Raw genomic sequence first — 17409 nt, 5'->3', positions numbered from 1 at the left:
TTGTAATAAAGCAGTATTCAGAGTGCTCACCCGCAAACCCAAAACAGGGTTGCAGTGGCGGAGGTGCAAAAAGCAAAGTGCGCTGCAGTAAGGCAACGGTTTGCGATCACCCTCCGTCGCCCACCGCAACGTCAGTATCGTTATTCAGGCCGGTATCCGGGCTTACGACCTGAGTATTAACTCGCTGACAACACCTTCCCATGCAGAGCACAGTGGCATTTGTTATCAGTATGGTCGATCACCGTTGCGGGGGCAGCGCTGGATTGGCGGTAAGAACACACGACACCAGACTTCCCGTTTAACCCTCGTCAGTAAAAAGGCTGAGGGCACCTGAAAGCGCGAAGGGTATAGAGCCCTGTGCGATGGGTCAATAGCGCTGGCACAAAAGGCAGTGAATTATCCACATGGTTGGTTTGAAAATAATTCACTTAGGTTTTGAGGTAAGGCGGTTGCATAGCGGATTCAATCGCCGGCAGGCAGGGCAATCTCAAAGCAGGCGCCACCATGTTGTCTGCCAGGCCGGTAACGCAGCTGACCATGGTGATGACTGGTGATAATAAAATAGGAAACAAATAAGCCCAGGCCGGTGCCTTCACCGACGTCTTTGGTGGTGTAAAAAGGCTCGAAAATATGCGCAGCAATGGTTGAGGGTATGCCCGGTCCATTGTCTTCCAGCACAATTACCTGCTGCTGGTCGCGCTGTTCGATGCTGAGGTGAATATTGGGCTGCCACTGAGAATCGTCAGGCTGGTACTCGCTCAGCGCCTGGACCGAGTTTTTCAGTAAATTCAGCAGAACCTGTTCTATTTCACCGGGCAGACATTCGACCCAGGCCGGTGTTTCTGTTGGGGAGAACTGCAGCTGAATATGACGCAAACCAAAATCACCCCGGGCAATACTCAGGGTGTTGTTGATCAGTGCATTAAGGTCGGTACGCTGTTTCTGCTGCTTATCACTGCGCGAGAACTGCAGCATATTGGCAATAATATTGGCGGCACGTTCGCCGGCCTGCTGGATATTATCCATAAATTGCAGGATATCGCGTTGCTGCAGATAGAGCTCAAGATTGTCCAGTGGCAGGCCGGTTTCTGCTGCTACACGTTCATTGGCCGTCAGGCCGGGTTGCAGGCGCCGGCGGATATTCTGCAGGTTCTGCAGAATGGCTCCCAGAGGATTATTAATTTCATGCGCGATGCCGGTTGCCAGGCCGGCAACTGTCATCATCTTTTCGCTGTGTACCATGATTTCTTCCAGCTGCAGACGCTGTGATACGTCATCAATACGCAGCACCAGTTTGGCCTGCTGTTGTTCCGGCAGAGGATAGATCATGGTGTCGGTCATCAGTGGCTGCATAAAGCTGTTGATCGCCAGTCTTTCCAGTTTATGGACAGCACTGTTCTGTTCGGCGGCGTTCAGCAGATCGGCATGGGGAGCAAGCTCCGGAATCAGTTGCAACAGATGGCGGCCGGTTAATTGCTGGCGTTGCTTACCCAGCCAGTCTCCGGCTTGCTGATTGCACTGCACGATGCGCAGCTGGGCATCCAGAGTGAACAGGGCTGACGGCATGGCATTAATAATACCGTCGAGCAGGGTCTGGGTATTTTTAAGCTGGGTTTCGATACCGCGGCGGACCGAAATCTCCTGCGCCAGGTTTTCGTTAATCTGACGGGTTTCAGTCGACAGACGTGTCGCACGCAGACGGGCACTTTCGGCCTGCTGATGAGCATTACGTAAATTCAGGGTGCGTTGATCATACTGCCAGAGCAGATCATTCAGGGCATTGGTCAGCGGCTGTACATCGGGGTCATCGCTGCGGATGGTAATGGCTTCTTCTTTTTCGCCATCGCGGGTGGCACGGCGCACGCTGCTTAACAGTTGCAGGTAAGGGCGTTTCTGCCAGCGCCGGGTCAGGGCATAGAGTGCAAAAATCAGCAGGGCAGAAATACTGACCACAAACAGCGTGGTGGTTAATGTATCGAGGATAAAAAAGCCTGGCAGGGAACGGTCGCTGATCACCAGCAATTGCAGTTCCCCGCGCGGACTGCTGAGCCGGTACTGGTGCAGTTTGTCGATCAGCAGGCTGTCTTCGAGACGTGCCGACAATAGTGGCGAATTGCGATAACTGTGGCTCAGGCGTTCTCCGTGGTTGTTGTATAAAGCGGCTTCACGGATCTGAAAGTGGCGGGTAAAACGCTCCAGCATCGACTGCAGGGTCGGCAGGTCAGTGATGTTATGGGTCAGCTGAATCTGCAGGATATCGGCAAAGGCATCGCTGATTTCGGGGGCCAGTTGTTCACGTCCTACACGGTCAGCGGCGGCAATGTAGGCCAGTGTGGTGAGGATAATAATCAGCGCACAGACTGTCACAGTGGCGAGCATGGTTTTTTGCCGTGCTAATAACATGGTGACTGCAACCTCCTGTGCGGATACATCCTATTACTCCTGTTTCAGACCTGCAGCTGTTGCATCAGCCGGTCGGTCAGCGGTAAAGACAGGCCGAGATTGTGCGCCTGTTGCTGCAGGTAGCCACAAATATAGGGCAGCTCGGTTGTTCTGCCGGCCAGAATATCCTGCAGGGTCGAGGAGCGGTTAGCAGCGGTCGCCAGGGCGACCTGTTCTACCCGGCCGGTCAGATCCTGTGACAATGGCCAGTGCAGCTGCTGATACAGGTTATCCACTTCTGCTGCCAGTGCCTGTAACTGTGGCAGATAAAGCGGGTTGCTGACCAGCTCGCCGTTATGGCAACGCAGGATGGCCGTCAGCGGATTGATCACGGCGTTTACGGCAAGCTTTTCGCGCATTCTGTTGTGGATATCGCTGACGGCTTCGATGTCCGGCGGCAGTTGTGTGTCTTCGCTATCATTTCCGCACCAGCGTCCGGCAATGGTTTGTCCAGCTCCGGCATAGACCACTTCGCTGCCCTGAGCATTATTGGCTGTGCGCCGGTAGCCTCCGGCGGTGGAGATGCCGGCCCAGAGTCTGACCGGCAGCTGCTGCCGTGCCAGCCAGTCGGCGCATTGCTGCTGCTGCCCCATGCCATTCTGCAGTAACAGCAGGTTTTTCACCTGAGGCAGACGGCCAAGCCAGGGTTGCAGAGCGCTCAGGGTATCGGCGGCTTTGGTGGTGACTACCAGCCAGTCGAGGGCCTCTCCCTGCCAGCACGGCAGCGCCCATTGCAGCTGTTGTTCTCCCGCTTCGTTGTTGGGGAGATAAAGGTTGAGGGTTACTGCAGACGCCTTATCGCGCGGCAGGGCAAATACCCTGTGCTGGCGCCAGTGGCTGGCCATCAGTGTGCCAACTGCCCCTGTACCCAGCAGACCAATGCTGAGCGGGGATTGCCGGGATATGTTCTGAGCAGAAGGGGATGAAATCGTCATCGCGCGATTATAGGCAGGCCGGGCGCGGAAAGCAGCCTCAGCCTGCAGGGTTGGAGATTAATGCGGCGTGACGCTGGCGGCTTCGGTTTCGACGGCGTTCAGGTTATCAGGCCCGGCGCTGTTGTCCGCTGCCGCGGGATCAGCAGCTGAGTTATCGGCGCTTTCTGATCCTGATTCTGGCTCAGCTTCAGGTTCTTCAGCTACTGTGCCGGCTGCCGCTATGGCAGCCAGTCCCGGCGCCGAGGGAGACCACAGGCGGGCCAGTTTGTCACGGATATTGCGGGTATGGTCGGCGGGCAGGTTGCGTAACCAGAGCTGCAGCCGCACCTCGTCTTCGTCGACCAGTTTGGTCATGGCATCCAGATGCACGCCGCGCTCACGCAGCAGCCAGATAACCAAAGGCATCAGGTGATGAAAACGGCGACGGTTATGTTTGTCACAAAGCTCGGCGCTGGTCAGATTGAATTGCCGGGCGACCAGCTGGCAGGCATCGTCAAACAGGCGCTGCACATCAGTGCGCGAATAGGCTGACTGGGTTAAGGCTTCTTTCTTCAGATGCTGATCGACCCACTGATCGCGCGCCAGCGCCTGATACATTGGGTGGCTGCCGTGGCTGAGATCGAGTTTAGGGCTGAACGGTGCCTTCATTACGTCAATATAATGCTGGGCGCGGTTGCGGCGGCCATTTACCAGCAGATTGAGCATGGATTCGGTATCCAGCCAGGCCGGTGGAGTCGGTTCGCGATAGTAGCGGTCACTGCTCCAGGGCCAGAGGCTGGCATCGGCCACTTTACCCTTGTGCACCGGAGAGTGATGCAACTGCAGTATCAGTTCGGTCAGTGCGACACGTTCATCGACCAGCAGGACTACGCCCTGATCGGATAACACCTGACGGCGCTTGTGCCAGCAGCGTTCGTGCATGCTGTCGAAGGCGGCCTGGATATCGTCCATCACCTCGGTCCAGTCGCGCTGGCAGCGCAGCACAAACTGCATCTGACGCTCGTCCAGCACGTAGGCAAGCAGACGGGTTCCGGTCACTCTGGACAGAATTCTGAGGCCATATTCGTACTCGAATACCGAGTTGAAGATGGGCTGGTCTTTCGCTCCGGTCACTGCGAAGTAATACACTCCGGCGCCGTGCAGGGTCATTTTGGTTTGCATAGCAAAAATTTTAGCTGACTTTTGTATAGTCGCCAGTGACGACACACCGCCAGCACTGCGCTGCCGAGACTTTGGCTTTATCGGCGGCGGACGGTATACAATGCGGCACTTTCATTATTTCGGCAGTGCTGTTCCGGTTGTGTTGTTGCGCCGGCAGGCATACCGGACACAGATTTATTAGCGGCCGCTGTCAGGCCATAAGCAGGAGAATTTTTTATGCCTTCATTTGACGTCGTATCTGAAGTCGATAAACACGAAGCCCAGAACGCGGTTGATCAGGCCAACCGAGAGCTGAGCACCCGTTTCGATTTCCGTGGCGTAAGCGCCAGTTTCGAGCTGAAAGAACTGGTGGTCACCATGACCGCTGACCATGAGTTTCAGATTGATCAGATGAAATCCATGCTGACCGGTGCCATGACCAAACGTGGCATTAAAGTCACCTGTCTGGAGTTCGGTAAGCTCGAAGGTGCAGGCAAGCAGGTTAAAGTAAAAGCCACCATGCGCCAGGGTATCGACAGCGATCTGGCGCGTAAAATGGTGAAGATGGTTAAAGACAGCAAAATCAAAGTGCAGGCCTCTGTGCAGGGCGAAACCGTGCGCGTACAGGGCAAAGCCCGCGACGATCTGCAGGCCGTGATGGCCATGTTCCGCAGCGACGAAAGCATTGATATGCCATTGGCGTTCAAGAACTTTAAAGACTGATGATCATCCCTTATTTCCGCATTCCGCCGGAGGTAAAGCGCTGGCTGAAAGAGGCCTGGGACATTTACCGGCAAAAGCCGGTTCTGGTCATCGCCTTGCTGGGCTTCAGCGCCGGGATGCCCTATCTGCTGGTGTTTACCACGCTGACGGCCTGGCTGCGGGATGAAGGAATAGAACGTACGACTATTGGTTTTTTTGCCTGGGTCGGTATTACTTATTCGGTCAAAGTGTTCTGGGCGCCGGTGGTCGACCGCCTGCGTCTGCCGTTGTTGCAGCGGCTGGGGCAGCGCCGCAGCTGGATTTTACTCGGCCAGTGCGGCATCGCCGCCGGCCTGATGCTGATGAGCATCGCCCATCCGCAGAATTCCTTATTACTGATTGCCCTGGCCGCCTTGCTGGTGGCGTTTTCGGCAGCCACGCAGGACGTGGCACTGGATGCACTGCGCATTGAATCCGCTGCCGATGAACAACAGGGTGCGATGTCGGCCGCCTATGTCTTTGGCTATCGTCTGGCCTTACTGGTCACCGGCGCCGGAGCTTTGTATATCGCCGAATTTACCAACTGGCATATCACCTATCTGGTTATGGCGTTGCTGATGGTGGTCGGCATGCTGGCCATTCTCTGGGCCGATGAACCGCCGCATCAGAGTGATGCCGAGCGGATGCGTAACGAACTTCTGCTGGTCGATGACATCATGGGCCGGCCGATGCATCTGCAGCAGCGGCCGCGCTGGCAGCGCTGGTTGCTGAGTGCGGTGATCTGCCCGGTGCTGGAGTTCTTCCAGCGTAACGGCCGTTTTGCGCTGTTGATTCTGGGCTTTATTGCGCTGTACCGTCTCAGTGATATCACCATGGGCATTATGGCCAACCCCTTTTATCTGGATCTGGGTTACAGCAAGCCTGAGATCGCCAGCGTGGCCAAAGTGTTCGGCTTCTTTCTGACGATTTTCGGTTCGGTGCTGTGCGGTGTGCTGGTGGTGAAGTACGGTATTTTCCGGCCTTTGCTGCTGGGCGCGGTGATGGTGGCGGTTACCAATCTGCTGTTTGCCACACTGGCCATGGTCGGTGATCTGGGAACGCCGCCACTGCCTGCTCTGGCGCTGGTAATCAGTGCTGACAACCTCAGCGGTGGTATCGCCAGTACGGCCTTTATTGCGTATCTGTCGAGCCTGGCCAATAAAAACTACACCGCCACGCAATATGCGTTATTCAGTTCACTGATGACCTTGCCGGGCAAATTTATCTCCGGCTTTTCCGGCTGGGTGGTGGATGTGGCAGGTTACGCCGAGTTTTTCGTGCTGGCGGCGGCGCTGGGTCTGCCGGCGATTGTGCTGGTGCTGGTGCTGATGCGCCATCATAAACGCGAGCAGCAGAATCCTGACTCAATACCGGAAGCGCCCTGACGCTTCCGGCTCTCTTCATATCAGCTGTCTGAGCTGCTGTTAAACAGCGCGTACATCTCCGCTGCGGTCATGTTTTTGGTGTCGTTGGCGAAGGAGTAATAGTGCGGTTTCTCGTCAATAAACACCTGATGGTCGAAGGTCGCTTCCGGGCCGCTGTCGAATAAGCCCGCCGGCACAATATATTGCTGATTGTGCTTCAGTCGATAAAACAGATGGCTGCCGCATTCTTTGCAGAAACCGCGCTCAGCCCAGTCGGATGACTGGTACACGCCAATATGTTCCTGCCCCTGAAATTCAATATCCTGACCGCAGTCGACCGACATAAACGGGCCGCCGCCCCAGCGCCGGCAGGTAGCGCAATGGCAGGCGCCGATATGTTCACTGGGATTTCTGGCGCTGAAGGTCACGGCCTTGCACAGGCAATGGCCGTGGTGGGTATTGCTTTGAATGGTATCCGGGCTGGTCATGATGGCTTCCTCCTGAAACGGGTGTATGCCTCAGTTCTATCAGCCCGGCGCTGCCGCGACAAGGTCTACATAGAGTGAGCTGCTGTCCGCTTGCTTTCAGATGCGATTTTCCGGCCTTTGCTGGCAGCCTGTTCCAGCCACTGCTGGCGTTGTTTGGCGCTGGATTTGATCACCGGCCCGAACAGCGTGGTGGTGACCGGTTTGAAACCACAGAATCCCAGGGTGGCATGGTTCAGCTGATAAATGGCCGGGGCTTTCTGAAACCAGCGGAAATACCAGGGCGGGGTATCCAGCGTCAGAAAGACTTCGGCACTTTTGCCGCGCAGCAGCTTTTCCTGCAGGGTTTGCCCGGCTTCATAGCGGAAGGCAAAACCGGGCAGTAAGGTGCGGTCAAACAGGCCTTTCAGGCGGGCCGGAACACTGCCCCACCAGACGGGGGCGACCAGCAGCAGATGATCGCAATCACGCAATGCCTGCTGAAAGCTGAGCAGATCGGGCTCCAGCGGAGCTTCTTCAGCATAACCCTGGCTGAGGTTGGCATTAAACTGCATGTCGGCCAGATCAAAGCGCTGAATCTCAGCTCTCTCAGCCCCCTTGGCCGCCGCGTTCTGGTAAGCGTCAGCCAGCGCCCCGCACAGGCGGTTACGATCCGGGTGGCCGTTCAGGATCAGAATGTGTTGTGGCATAAACAGAAAACTCCGGTAGGTATGGTTGGGTTTTCAAGTATCGGGTCTGCCCCTAAGGGCAGAGTCAAGAGTGGGCCGGATTAAGCAGCAGAGTCATATTTTTTCTGCTGGCACCAGCGGACAATCGCTGATGCTGTGCAAACAATGGTCGAGCTGCTGCAGGCGTTGTTGCTGCCGCACCACTTCGGCTTCGACTTCGCCACGGAACTGCAGCAAAAACGTGCGCAGTGTGCTCCAGTCAGGCTGCTGATTCTGATAACGGATGGCGGCTCTCAGCCGTTGCAGCGGAATACCCAGAGCGCGGGCTTCGCGAATCAGCAGCAACAGATCGATATCGGCCGCCGAAAAGTGGCGGTAACGGCCGATCCGTTGCGGCCGGATCAGTCCCTGCTGTTCGTACAGGCGGATGGCTTTCTGGCTCAGCCCGGTCTGTTTTGATGCCGCGCCGATCAGCATGCCGCCGCTCCCAGCCAGGCGGCCCCGCGTACACCGCTGGAATCACCGTGCAGCGCCTGTTTCAGCGGCGTGCTGACGGTATCGGAGAATACATAGTCGGCCCAGAGTCTGGGGACTTCCTGATAAATGCCGGGCAGGTTGGAGACACCACCGCCCAGTACAATCACGTGCGGGTCGATCAGGTTGATGACACCGGCAAGGGCTTTGGCCAGACGGCGGTAGTAGCGTGCAAGCACCGCCTGCGCCTGCGGGTCCTGTTGTTCAGCCAGCGTGTTCCACTCCTGCGCGCTGAGGCTGAGGCCGGTTTCCTGTGCGGCCTGCTGACGCAGTCCGGGGCCGGATAGCAGGGTTTCGAGGCAACCTTTCTGGCCGCAGTAACAGTCAATTTCACTGTCAGAGGCTTCACGCCACAGCAGCGGGTTGTGCCCCCATTCGCCAGCGATGGCATTGGGGCCGCTGAGCAGGCGGCCGTTGATTACCCAGCCACCGCCGCAACCGGTGCCGATAATCACCGCAAACACCGAGGCAAAACCGGCGCCGCTGCCATCGCTGGCTTCGGACAGGGCAAAACAGTCGGCGTCGTTGGCCAGCACCAGTGGGCGTTGCAGCAGAGGGTGCAGTCGCTTTTGCAGATCGCCCTGTAAATCGCGGCCGATCAGGCAGGTGGTGTTGGCGTTCTTGATCAGTCCGCTGGCGGGGCTGACCGCTCCGGGAATACCGATACCCAGGGAAAAGTCATTGCAGTCGAGACGACTGGCCGCACTTTCCACCATGGCCGCGATATTGGCGACTATGGCGTCATAACTTTGTGCCGGAGTCGCGCTGCGCTCACGCAGCAGGCTGTTACCCTGCGGATCGAGAACAATGATTTCGGTTTTGGTGCCACCCAGGTCGATGCCGAATTGCAGCATGGTGAAGGCTCATCAGAAAGAAACTGGCGGCAGTGTAACAGTCTGCAGGCGCAGGCCAACAGACTGTCAGGAGGAAGAATTAAGAGAAGAATTAATCGTGCGCGTGACTGTAGCTTTTCAGCATCACACCGAGAATGTCGTCCTGCTGGCTGATGCGGCAACCGCTGCCATACAGGCTGGGGGTTATTTTATCGCACCAGACAACCTCAGCACTGCACTGTCCGGTACGGCGGGCATTCACATTAGGGGCGATATCCACCAGATCGAGCTGCAGCTGCGTGCCGGGCTGCAGTTGTTCATAAGTTGAAATCATCACCCCTTGCTCTGAGCAATCGACCAGCAGGCCGAGGTATTCCTTACTTTGCCGTTCGAATACACTGACGTTGCTTTTCAGAATCCAGCGTGGATGCATACGTTGTTCGTGGTCAGAGTTCGTACTCATTGATCTTTCTCTGGTAAGTTTCCATTTTTTTAGTGTAGACCCAAGGTTCGTAAACAACATGAACAGGCTTGAACTGATTCTGGGCGGCGCACGTTCGGGCAAAAGCCGTTACGGCGAGGCTCAGGCAGAGCAGCTGGCCGGTGAGGCCGCAGAAGTGGTGTATATTGCCACCGCACAGGCGCTGGACGGCGAAATGCAGCAACGCATTATCCATCATCGTGAGCAGCGCCCGGCGCACTGGCTGACGCTGGAAGAGCCTTTGCAGCTGGCAGCCGCGCTGCAGCGTGTGCGTAAAGAGCATCCGGCGGCGGTGATACTGGTCGACTGCCTGACCCTGTGGCTAACCAACTGCCTGCTCAGTGATCAGAACGATTACTGGGAACGGCAGAAAGCAGCGTTAATGGATGAGCTGCAACAGCTACAGCAGCCGCTGCTGCTGGTGTCCAACGAAGTGGGCTATGGCATTGTGCCGATGGGCGAGCTGAGCCGGCGCTTTGTTGATGAAGCCGGGCGGCTGCATCAGGACATTGCCCGGCTGGCGCATGATGTAACGCTGGTTGTTGCGGGTATTCCCATGGCGGTTAAGCGCAGTTAAGGTACCCCGCTTTTTTTCAGAATGTAATCAATAAGACAGGTGTTATGACCGTTGAATTCTGGTGGCAACAGGCCACCGCTCCTCTTTCTGCTGAAACCCAACAACAGGCGCTGGAGCGTCAGTCACAATTAACCAAGCCACCGGGTTCTCTGGGCCAGCTGGAAGACGTTGCCGTGGCTTTTGCCGCCTGGCAGGGGCAGGTTAAACCGCAGATTAATAACCCGCAGTGCGTGGTGTTTGCCGGTGATCATGGCGTGGTCGCGCAGGGTGTATCGGCGTTTCCGCAGGCGGTTACGGTTGAAATGCTGAAAAACTTTGTTGCCGGCGGTGCTGCGATTTCGGTACTGGCACGCTTCCATGAGATGGGACTGTCAGTGGTGAACTGTGGCACGGCGTTCCCGGCCGATCAGCTCAGCGGCGTGATTCCGCGCGCGGTGATGCCGGGCACCAACGATTTTTCACAGCAGGCCGCGATGAGCAACGCTCAGGCGCTGCAGGCTCTGCAGATTGGTGCCGAGCAGATCGACCGTCTGCATGGCGAAGACTGTGACCTGTTTATTGCCGGTGAAATGGGCATTGGTAACACCTCCGCAGCCAGCTGCCTGAGTGCGCTGTTACTCAAACAGGATGTGAATGCACTGGTTGGCCCGGGCACCGGTGTTCAAGGCGAAGCCCTCAGCCATAAACAACAGATTCTGGCGCAAAGCTGTGAGCGTGCCCGTGCGCTGGCGGATTCGCCACTGGCGGCACTGGAGCAGGTGGGCGGACTGGAAATTGCCGCCATGGCCGGTGCTTATCTGCGTGCTGCGCAGCTCGGTATACCGGTGCTGGTGGACGGGTTTATTGCCAGCTCTGCAGCGTTGCTGGCGGTGCAGCTGAATGCCGGCGCCCGTGACTGGATGCTGTTTGGCCACAGTTCGGCCGAACCGGGTCATCGCGCCTTACTGACTGCGCTGGATGGCAAGCCGCTGGTGCAGCTGGGCCTGCGTCTGGGCGAAGGTTCCGGTGCGGCGGTGGCGGTGGGGCTGGTGCAACAGGCGCTGGCGCTGCATAACCAGATGGCGACCTTTGCCGAAGCCGCGGTACAGTCCGGTAACTGAAATAAGGGAGCCGCTGATGAGCACCACCCGTATCGATCTTATCCGCCACGGCGAACCGGAAGGTGGCAACGTCTTCCGTGGCCGTACCGACCATGCCCTGACAGAGCTTGGCCGCTGGCAGTTTGCCGAACGGGTGCGCCGCTTTGACAGCAGTTGGACACGGATTATCAGCTCGCCGCTAAGCCGCTGCCATAGTGCGGCGGAACAACTGGCCAGTGCCCGTAATCTGCCGCTGTTGTGTGATGAGCGCTGGGCGGAGATTGATTACGGCGACTGGGAAAACCGCGATGTCAGCGAGGTGATGACTGAATATGCCGATGACTCGCGCCGTTTGTGGGCTGATCCGCTGAATTTCTGCGCCCCCAATGGCGAGCCGGTACCGCAATTGCAGCAACGGGTGGTGGCTGCCTGGCAGGAGCTGCTCAATGATCATCGTGGTGAACATCTGCTGCTGGTCAGCCACGGTGGTGTGATGCGGGTGCTGGCGCAGCAGCTGCTGAGCCTGGCGCCGGAAGCCATGAACCGGCTGGCCATTCCTTACGCCGGCTTGCTGCGTTTTAAAATTGATCACAGCGAATATCAGGGTAAAGAACAGGTCTGGGTCAGCCTCGAAGGTATGGACGGCTCGGTCTTACGTCCGGACGATCAGGAGGCTGTGTGAATCTGCACTGGTGGGCATTCTGGTATGCCATGGCGTTTTTAACCCGCCTGCCGACCCCGTATTTAAAACGTGTGGATGAGGCCGTAGCCGCCCGCTCGCTGGTGTTTTATCCATTGGTCGGGGCCCTGCTTGGACTGTGTCTGCTGGCCTTTACCGCCGCCTGCGTTTTTTATAATCCGCAGGTTTCGCTGCTGTTGCTGGCGGCGTTGTTGTTATTTATCTGGGTCGTATTCAGCGGTGCTCTGCATCTGGATGGTCTGGCCGACAGCGCCGACGCCTGGGTGGGTGGGCTGGGCAATAAAGAACGCACGCTGGCAATTATGAAAGATCCGCAAAGCGGGCCGATGGGTGTAACCGTTATTGCTGTTATCCTGCTGGTTAAATTTGCCGCCATTTATGCGCTGCTGGATAAAGCTCAGAGCGGCAGTGGCAGCTGGAATATCTGGCTGTTAATCGCCGGTTTTATGCTGGTGCCAATGCTGGCCCGTGGCGCGGTTCCTGGGTTGCTGGCAACCACCCCTTATGTGCGTAAAAAAGGACTGGCCAGTGCGCTGGTGGCGGGGGCAACGCCGTTAGTGGTCGGCATTACCGGAACGCTGCTGGCGTTGCTGGCCGGTGTGTTTTTACAGACCCAGGCGCTGTTTATTCTCGCCCTGTGGCTGACCATTCTGATGATGGCGCGTGCGGCTATGATAAAACGTCTGGGTGGCTGTACCGGCGATACTTTGGGCGCCACCATTGAAATTCAGGAAGCACTGCTGCTGGCGGCTATTGCGCTTTAACGTCGCCCTTTAACATCGTTTGCGCTGGCAGAAGGCAATGTTATTCTGCTGATTATTATAAAAACGAACTGTCCGGAATATTTTTGTGCGTAATCTATTAATCCCCTTTTTAGCGTTTTGTTTGCTGGGCTGTGGCCCGGAACTCGATGATACAGATGAGCCCGTTGGTACAACCTCGTCGATTTTTATTCAGAATAAAGCCTTTGCTACCCTGAACGGCTTTTATATTTCAGATGGTACTGGTTATGGCCCGAATCAGATTGAGGGTAAGTTAATTTCTACCGGCCAGAGCTATGAAATCAGCGGCATTGAATGTGGAAAAACCTACACACTGAAAGTTGTCCGTATTAATGCGGATGATGTTATTCAGAAAGATGTCCCTATCGATTGCGGTAATGATTATATATGGGGAGTGAAATGATGGTGCATAAGACATATTTGCCGGTAGCGTTATGTTTGCTGCTGTCAGCCGTTGCCTGTGCTGACGGGCAGGATGATATTGTTTACGGCAGCGACAGCGCTGTATCAGCCAATAGCGAACAGGCTGAAGACCCGCATAAAGACGAAGTGGATTCTCTGGCATTCGGAAATTATTACACGATGGATAAGTATTCCTCGGTACAGGAAATTATCCGTAAAGTCGGTGAGCCGGTGGGTTCTTCTGTTTATATCCCGCGTGAAACGCAAAAGTCTGCGCCTGCAGCTGTTACCGCTCAGTGAATGGCTTAACGAGAGTCAGGGTTATTAAGTTACTGGCGGCTGGCCAGTAACTTAATGCCCAGTGCAATCATGGCTCCGCCTAAAATACGGTCAATCCAATGACCGAAGCGTTTAAAACGCGCTGATACCGCCGGGCGGGACAGCATCATCACTACCGCAGAAAACCATGCCATCTGAATCAGCATGATCCATACGCCGTAAATCGCTAACTGATACAGCGGCATATCGGCCGATAAAACCAGCGTAAATAATGAAACAAAATACACCGGTGCTTTAGGATTCAGCGCATTGCATAAAAAACCGCTGCCAATACTGCGCGCGGCTGTTTTTGGTTTTGCCGCTATTGCTTCTGTGGGAGTATCGTCCATGCTGCCGGCTTTACTTTTCAGTCCCTGAATCCCCAGATATACCAGATAACAGCCACCGGCAATTTTCAGTATCAACAGTGCGAATACCGAGTTGGCAATCAGTGCTGCCAGGCCAACGGCCGAATACAGGATATGGACAGATAATCCCAGTGAAATACCCAGACTGCAAAGCAGCCCGGTTTTACGTCCGTGGCGCAGTGTTTGCTGACTGACCAATACAAAGTCAGGGCCGGGAGAGGCGGCCGCCAGCAGATGGATGGAAGTAATCAGTAATAAGCCCTGTAATAAATCCATAATTCCTCAATGAGAAACGTTTTGCCTGGTGATCAGCAGGAACTCGGATATTGAAAAGTAAACATGGGCCCGGCAGGCCAGAACGGGCCCGCTGTCTGTCAGCGCCAGGGTTTATGGGGCTGGCAGATGCCGGGCTGTCGATTAAAACACCAGTTAACTGCGCTGCGGTTCCGGTCTTTTTTGTCGGATCGCAGCTTTTACTGGTCGTACATGCTCTGAATCATTTCAATTGCCGGACGCAGTGTGGCACGCCAGATGCGTTCCAGCTCGGCATCAAACAGCGGGTCGTGTTTGCTCAGCGTTTCCATCAACGCGTCCATCCACAGGCTATAGTGTGCCGGATTAATGTTCATATTTTTGCGGCTGTGGCTTTCACCCAGCGCGCGGATTTTGCTGTCAGACATACCGCGCGCGTGCATCACCAGCCACATAATACCGCCACGTAATAAGCCACGCTGAGATTCCATGTTGGTGTTAATGAACATGGCCCGGATATCGGCGGACTTATTCATAAATGCGTTGTAAAAATCCTCATAAAAAACAGGGTTATTACAGCTGCGCCCATAGCTTTGAAAAACCTTATCGGCATCGCCCATGATTCTGTACCTTGTTGATAGCGCTATTATGGAGTGTGAAAAAGCGGCGCAGGGTACGGATTTTTGGCGCAAATTGCAAAGGCGCTTTAGTCTTAATGCTGTGACATTGTGTTACGCCACTGACGGGTTAAATGCCTGCAGAGCTGCATTAAATTTTTGCCAGTCGATATTCTGTTTTACGCTGAGAGCCAGACGATCGATTTGTTGTTCGCGGATAGCATTGAAATCAATGGTCTGACCATCGGACAATCCGGCCCAGTGCAAAATCTGCTGCAGGGCTTCCGGTGTATCAAATATACCGTGCCAGTAAGTGGCCATAATCTGGTTGTCATCGCTTAGCCAGCCGCAGCCAATATCCTGAATATCGTCGTTGCTGAGTGAAATTCCGGCATGAATTTCATAGCCCTGAGCCGCAACAACGGGCTGATCCGGCAAGCGCAATTCGCCGCTGACCAGACGCAGGGTTTTATCGGCTTTTAATTCGCTGATTAATGGCAGATACCCCAGACCCGCGCTGATGCCGGCTGTTCCTTCAATGCCATGCGGATCGCTGATGCTTTCTCCCAGCATCTGTAAGCCACCGCAGATTCCCAGCAGCTTGCCGCCATAACGCAGGTGACGCTGCAGATACTGTGGCCAGTTACCGGGCTGGGTTTGCAGCCAGTTAAGATCGGCACGGGTATTTTTAGAACCGGGCAAAATAACAAAATCCGCCGGCGGTGGTGTTTGTTCCGGGCCGACCAGAATTAAATTTACCTGCGGATGTACGCGCAATGCGTCGAAATCGGTGTGGTTGCTGGTGCGCGGGTAAACCGGCACCACCACATTAATGACTTTATTTTTATCCTGCTCTACCTGTTGCTGGCTGACGGCATCTTCGGCATCCAGGTATAAACCGTGCAGATAAGGCAGAACGCCTAATACCGGTTTACCGGTTTTTTCTTCCAGCCAGTCGAGGCCATCCTGCAGCAGGGCAATATCACCGCGGAAACGGTTAATCACAAAGCCAACCACGCGCGCGCGTTCGCTGTCACTGAGGCAGGCTAACGTTCCCAGCAAATGCGCAAAGACACCGCCGCGATCAATATCGGCAATCAGAATCACCGGACAATCGACGGCTTCGGCAAAACCCATATTGGCAATATCATTGGCGCGCAGATTAATTTCCGCGGGGCTGCCGGCACCTTCGACCAGCACCCATGAATAGTGTTGCTGCAGACGCTGGTACGAATCCAGTACCGCATTCATGGCGGTTTTTTTATAGGCGTGATAATCCTGCGCCGGCAGATTACCGACCGCTTTGCCCTGAATAATCACCTGGGCGCCGGTGTCGCTGTTGGGCTTAAGCAATACCGGATTCATATCAGTGGTGGGGGCCAGACGACAGGCCTGTGCCTGTAATGCCTGCGCGCGGCCAATCTCTCCGCCATCGGCCGTTACTGCGCTATTGAGTGCCATGTTCTGCGGTTTAAAAGGCGCGGTGTGGATATGTGCATCAGCCAGAATACGCCCCAGTGCGCAGACCAGCGTGCTCTTTCCGGCATCGGATGTGGTGCCCTGTACCATCAGGGTCTGGTGTGAGGGAAGCGTTGGCATAACAGCGGAGAAGTCGGACATCTGGTACACTTGGCGTCTGAAATTTACCGGCCATTGTATGACATGATTCCCCTGTTCAGTGGATTTTTTCCCGCCGGCGTTAGCCATCTTCCCCCGTTGTTGCTGTTGTTCTTTATGGGCGGGCTTATGCTGCTGGCATTGGCGTGTGATCGTCTTTTCGGCGAACCGTCGCGTTTTCATCCGCTGGTCGCGTTCGGCCGCTGGGCCGCCTGGCTGGAGTCGCGTTTTAATCGTCCTGAAAAAGTGACTGAGCCTGCTACTGCTGTACGCGGGCTGCTGGCACTCATTATTGTTTTGTTGCCTCTGCTGCCACTGGCCTTATTGTTTATCTGGCTGGCGCAGCAATCCCTGCTGTTATGGGTCGCTGCTCAGGTGCTGGTGTTGTATAGCTGTATTGGCTGGCAAAGTCTGCAGCAGCATGTACTGGCCGTAGCCAGTGCACTGGAACAGAACAATATTGCCTCTGCCCGGGAAAAACTCGGCTGGATTGTCAGCCGTGATACCGCGCAGTTATCGGCCGATGAAATTGCTCAGGCCGATATTGAAAGCCTGCTGGAAAATTCATCCGATGCCTTATTTGCCTCATTATTCTGGTTTGCTATTGGTGGTGCATTGCCTGCTCTTCTGCATCGCTGGGTAAATACGCTGGATGCGATGTGGGGCTACCGTAATCCGCGTTTTAATTACTTTGGCCGCGCGGCCGCACGACTGGATGATGTGCTGGCTTACTGGCCTGCGCGTATTACCGCCTGGTGTTTTATGCTCGCCGGGCCGAACAGAAAAGATGCCTGGCGCTGCTGGCGTACACAGGCAAAACACTGCGCCAGTCCGAATGGCGGCGCGGTAATGACCGCCGGTGCCGGCGCATTAAATATCCGCTTAAGCGAACGAGCCTGTTATCACGGCGAGTGGAAGAATAAGCCGCCGATGGGTTGCGGTATGGCCGCAACACCACAGCATATCGTACCGGCGGTGAAACTGGTTAAGCGCAGTCTGTCTCTGTTTTTCCTGTTCTGGCTGTTTGTCACTCTGCTGCTGAACGCCATTATTCAGATGGTTTTCGGGGGCTGA

At 55.6% G+C, this 17409-nt stretch carries 20 protein-coding genes and 1 riboswitch; of the genes, 9 read left to right on the top strand and 11 right to left on the bottom strand.

Annotated elements, in window-relative coordinates:
- Window positions 1-130: 130 nt before the first annotated feature.
- A riboswitch (cobalamin riboswitch) is annotated at window positions 131-350 on the bottom strand.
- A gap of 112 nt (window positions 351-462) precedes the next feature.
- Genes B3P58_RS08250 through B3P58_RS08240 form a run of 3 tightly spaced genes read right to left on the bottom strand, consistent with a single transcriptional unit; the run spans window position 463 to window position 4538 of the window.
- Window positions 463-2403 carry a two-component system sensor histidine kinase NtrB gene (locus B3P58_RS08250; protein WP_230331270.1) on the bottom strand — a complete coding sequence of 647 codons (1941 nt, stop codon included), beginning with the start codon at window positions 2401-2403 and terminating at the stop codon, window positions 463-465.
- A 44-nt stretch (window positions 2404-2447) separates the two neighbouring features.
- Window positions 2448-3377, bottom strand: a complete 930-nt coding sequence (locus B3P58_RS08245; RefSeq protein WP_145466214.1) for a ketopantoate reductase family protein — start codon at window positions 3375-3377, stop codon at window positions 2448-2450.
- A 57-nt stretch (window positions 3378-3434) separates the two neighbouring features.
- Window positions 3435-4538: a hypothetical protein gene (locus B3P58_RS08240; RefSeq protein ID WP_286716920.1), complete on the bottom strand. Its 1104-nt coding sequence runs from the start codon at window positions 4536-4538 to the stop codon at window positions 3435-3437.
- 216 nt (window positions 4539-4754) lie between these two features.
- On the opposite strand from B3P58_RS08240, the gene B3P58_RS08235 reads away from it, so the two are divergent.
- Both B3P58_RS08235 and B3P58_RS08230 read left to right on the top strand, forming a co-directional pair.
- Window positions 4755-5240, top strand: coding sequence for a YajQ family cyclic di-GMP-binding protein (locus B3P58_RS08235; protein ID WP_225693200.1), 486 nt, complete (start codon window positions 4755-4757; stop codon window positions 5238-5240).
- The gene (locus B3P58_RS08230) at window positions 5240-6643 is read left to right on the top strand and encodes an AmpG family muropeptide MFS transporter (protein ID WP_286716917.1); all 1404 of its coding nucleotides are present in this window, start codon (window positions 5240-5242) and stop codon (window positions 6641-6643) included. The genes B3P58_RS08235 and B3P58_RS08230 overlap by 1 nt, the downstream gene beginning before the upstream one ends.
- Window positions 6644-6663: 20 nt before the next feature.
- Here the strand turns inward: B3P58_RS08230 and B3P58_RS08225 are convergent, their stop codons facing one another.
- From B3P58_RS08225 to B3P58_RS08205, 5 genes are all read right to left on the bottom strand, one after another.
- Complete coding sequence (locus B3P58_RS08225) at window positions 6664-7110, bottom strand: GFA family protein (RefSeq protein ID WP_286716915.1); 447 nt, start codon at window positions 7108-7110, stop codon at window positions 6664-6666.
- A 65-nt stretch (window positions 7111-7175) separates the two neighbouring features.
- On the bottom strand, window positions 7176-7796 hold the full coding sequence (locus tag B3P58_RS08220; protein WP_286716914.1) for an NAD(P)H-dependent oxidoreductase: 621 nt from the start codon (window positions 7794-7796) through the stop codon (window positions 7176-7178).
- A gap of 93 nt (window positions 7797-7889) precedes the next feature.
- Entirely contained in the window at window positions 7890-8252 is a 363-nt protein-coding gene (locus B3P58_RS08215; RefSeq protein WP_286716912.1) for a MerR family transcriptional regulator, read from the bottom strand.
- Window positions 8246-9163, bottom strand: a complete 918-nt coding sequence (locus B3P58_RS08210; protein ID WP_286716909.1) for an ROK family protein — start codon at window positions 9161-9163, stop codon at window positions 8246-8248. Before B3P58_RS08210 ends, B3P58_RS08215 begins: the two co-directional genes overlap by 7 nt.
- Before the next feature lie 91 nt (window positions 9164-9254).
- On the bottom strand, window positions 9255-9605 hold the full coding sequence (locus B3P58_RS08205) for a PilZ domain-containing protein (protein ID WP_186435744.1): 351 nt from the start codon (window positions 9603-9605) through the stop codon (window positions 9255-9257).
- A 58-nt stretch (window positions 9606-9663) separates the two neighbouring features.
- Between B3P58_RS08205 and cobU the strand changes: the two genes are divergently transcribed.
- From cobU to B3P58_RS08175, 6 genes are all read left to right on the top strand, one after another.
- Window positions 9664-10200, top strand: coding sequence for a bifunctional adenosylcobinamide kinase/adenosylcobinamide-phosphate guanylyltransferase (gene cobU, locus B3P58_RS08200; protein ID WP_225693208.1), 537 nt, complete (start codon window positions 9664-9666; stop codon window positions 10198-10200).
- Window positions 10201-10244: 44 nt separating this feature from the next.
- The gene (cobT, locus tag B3P58_RS08195; protein ID WP_286716904.1) at window positions 10245-11300 is read left to right on the top strand and encodes a nicotinate-nucleotide--dimethylbenzimidazole phosphoribosyltransferase; all 1056 of its coding nucleotides are present in this window, start codon (window positions 10245-10247) and stop codon (window positions 11298-11300) included.
- Between the two features lie 16 nt (window positions 11301-11316).
- Window positions 11317-11961, top strand: a complete 645-nt coding sequence (locus tag B3P58_RS08190; RefSeq protein ID WP_286716902.1) for a histidine phosphatase family protein — start codon at window positions 11317-11319, stop codon at window positions 11959-11961.
- Window positions 11958-12743, top strand: a complete 786-nt coding sequence (gene cobS, locus B3P58_RS08185; RefSeq protein ID WP_225693212.1) for an adenosylcobinamide-GDP ribazoletransferase — start codon at window positions 11958-11960, stop codon at window positions 12741-12743. Before B3P58_RS08190 ends, cobS begins: the two co-directional genes overlap by 4 nt.
- 85 nt (window positions 12744-12828) lie before the next feature.
- Complete coding sequence (locus tag B3P58_RS08180) at window positions 12829-13164, top strand: hypothetical protein (RefSeq protein ID WP_286716899.1); 336 nt, start codon at window positions 12829-12831, stop codon at window positions 13162-13164.
- Entirely contained in the window at window positions 13164-13463 is a 300-nt protein-coding gene (locus B3P58_RS08175) for a hypothetical protein (RefSeq protein ID WP_286716897.1), read from the top strand. The genes B3P58_RS08180 and B3P58_RS08175 overlap by 1 nt, the downstream gene beginning before the upstream one ends.
- Window positions 13464-13492: 29 nt before the next feature.
- Here the strand turns inward: B3P58_RS08175 and B3P58_RS08170 are convergent, their stop codons facing one another.
- The 3 genes from B3P58_RS08170 to B3P58_RS08160 all read right to left on the bottom strand — a co-directional run bounded on the left by B3P58_RS08170 (window position 13493) and on the right by B3P58_RS08160 (window position 16338).
- Window positions 13493-14125, bottom strand: a complete 633-nt coding sequence (locus tag B3P58_RS08170; RefSeq protein ID WP_286716895.1) for a LysE family translocator — start codon at window positions 14123-14125, stop codon at window positions 13493-13495.
- Between the two features lie 197 nt (window positions 14126-14322).
- Window positions 14323-14721, bottom strand: a complete 399-nt coding sequence (locus tag B3P58_RS08165; protein ID WP_145466185.1) for a globin — start codon at window positions 14719-14721, stop codon at window positions 14323-14325.
- A gap of 111 nt (window positions 14722-14832) precedes the next feature.
- Window positions 14833-16338 carry a cobyric acid synthase gene (locus tag B3P58_RS08160; RefSeq protein ID WP_286716894.1) on the bottom strand — a complete coding sequence of 502 codons (1506 nt, stop codon included), beginning with the start codon at window positions 16336-16338 and terminating at the stop codon, window positions 14833-14835.
- A 9-nt stretch (window positions 16339-16347) separates the two neighbouring features.
- Between B3P58_RS08160 and cbiB the strand changes: the two genes are divergently transcribed.
- Complete coding sequence (gene cbiB / locus B3P58_RS08155) at window positions 16348-17409, top strand: adenosylcobinamide-phosphate synthase CbiB (RefSeq protein ID WP_286716892.1); 1062 nt, start codon at window positions 16348-16350, stop codon at window positions 17407-17409.

The sequence above is a fragment of the Thalassolituus sp. UBA2009 genome, from assembly GCF_002335285.1.
In the GTDB taxonomy this organism is placed as follows: domain Bacteria; phylum Pseudomonadota; class Gammaproteobacteria; order Pseudomonadales; family Oceanobacteraceae; genus Venatoribacter; species Venatoribacter alkanivorans.
The sequence above is the reverse complement of the archived record's forward strand: the minus strand, read 5'-3'. Positions and strand labels throughout refer to the sequence as shown.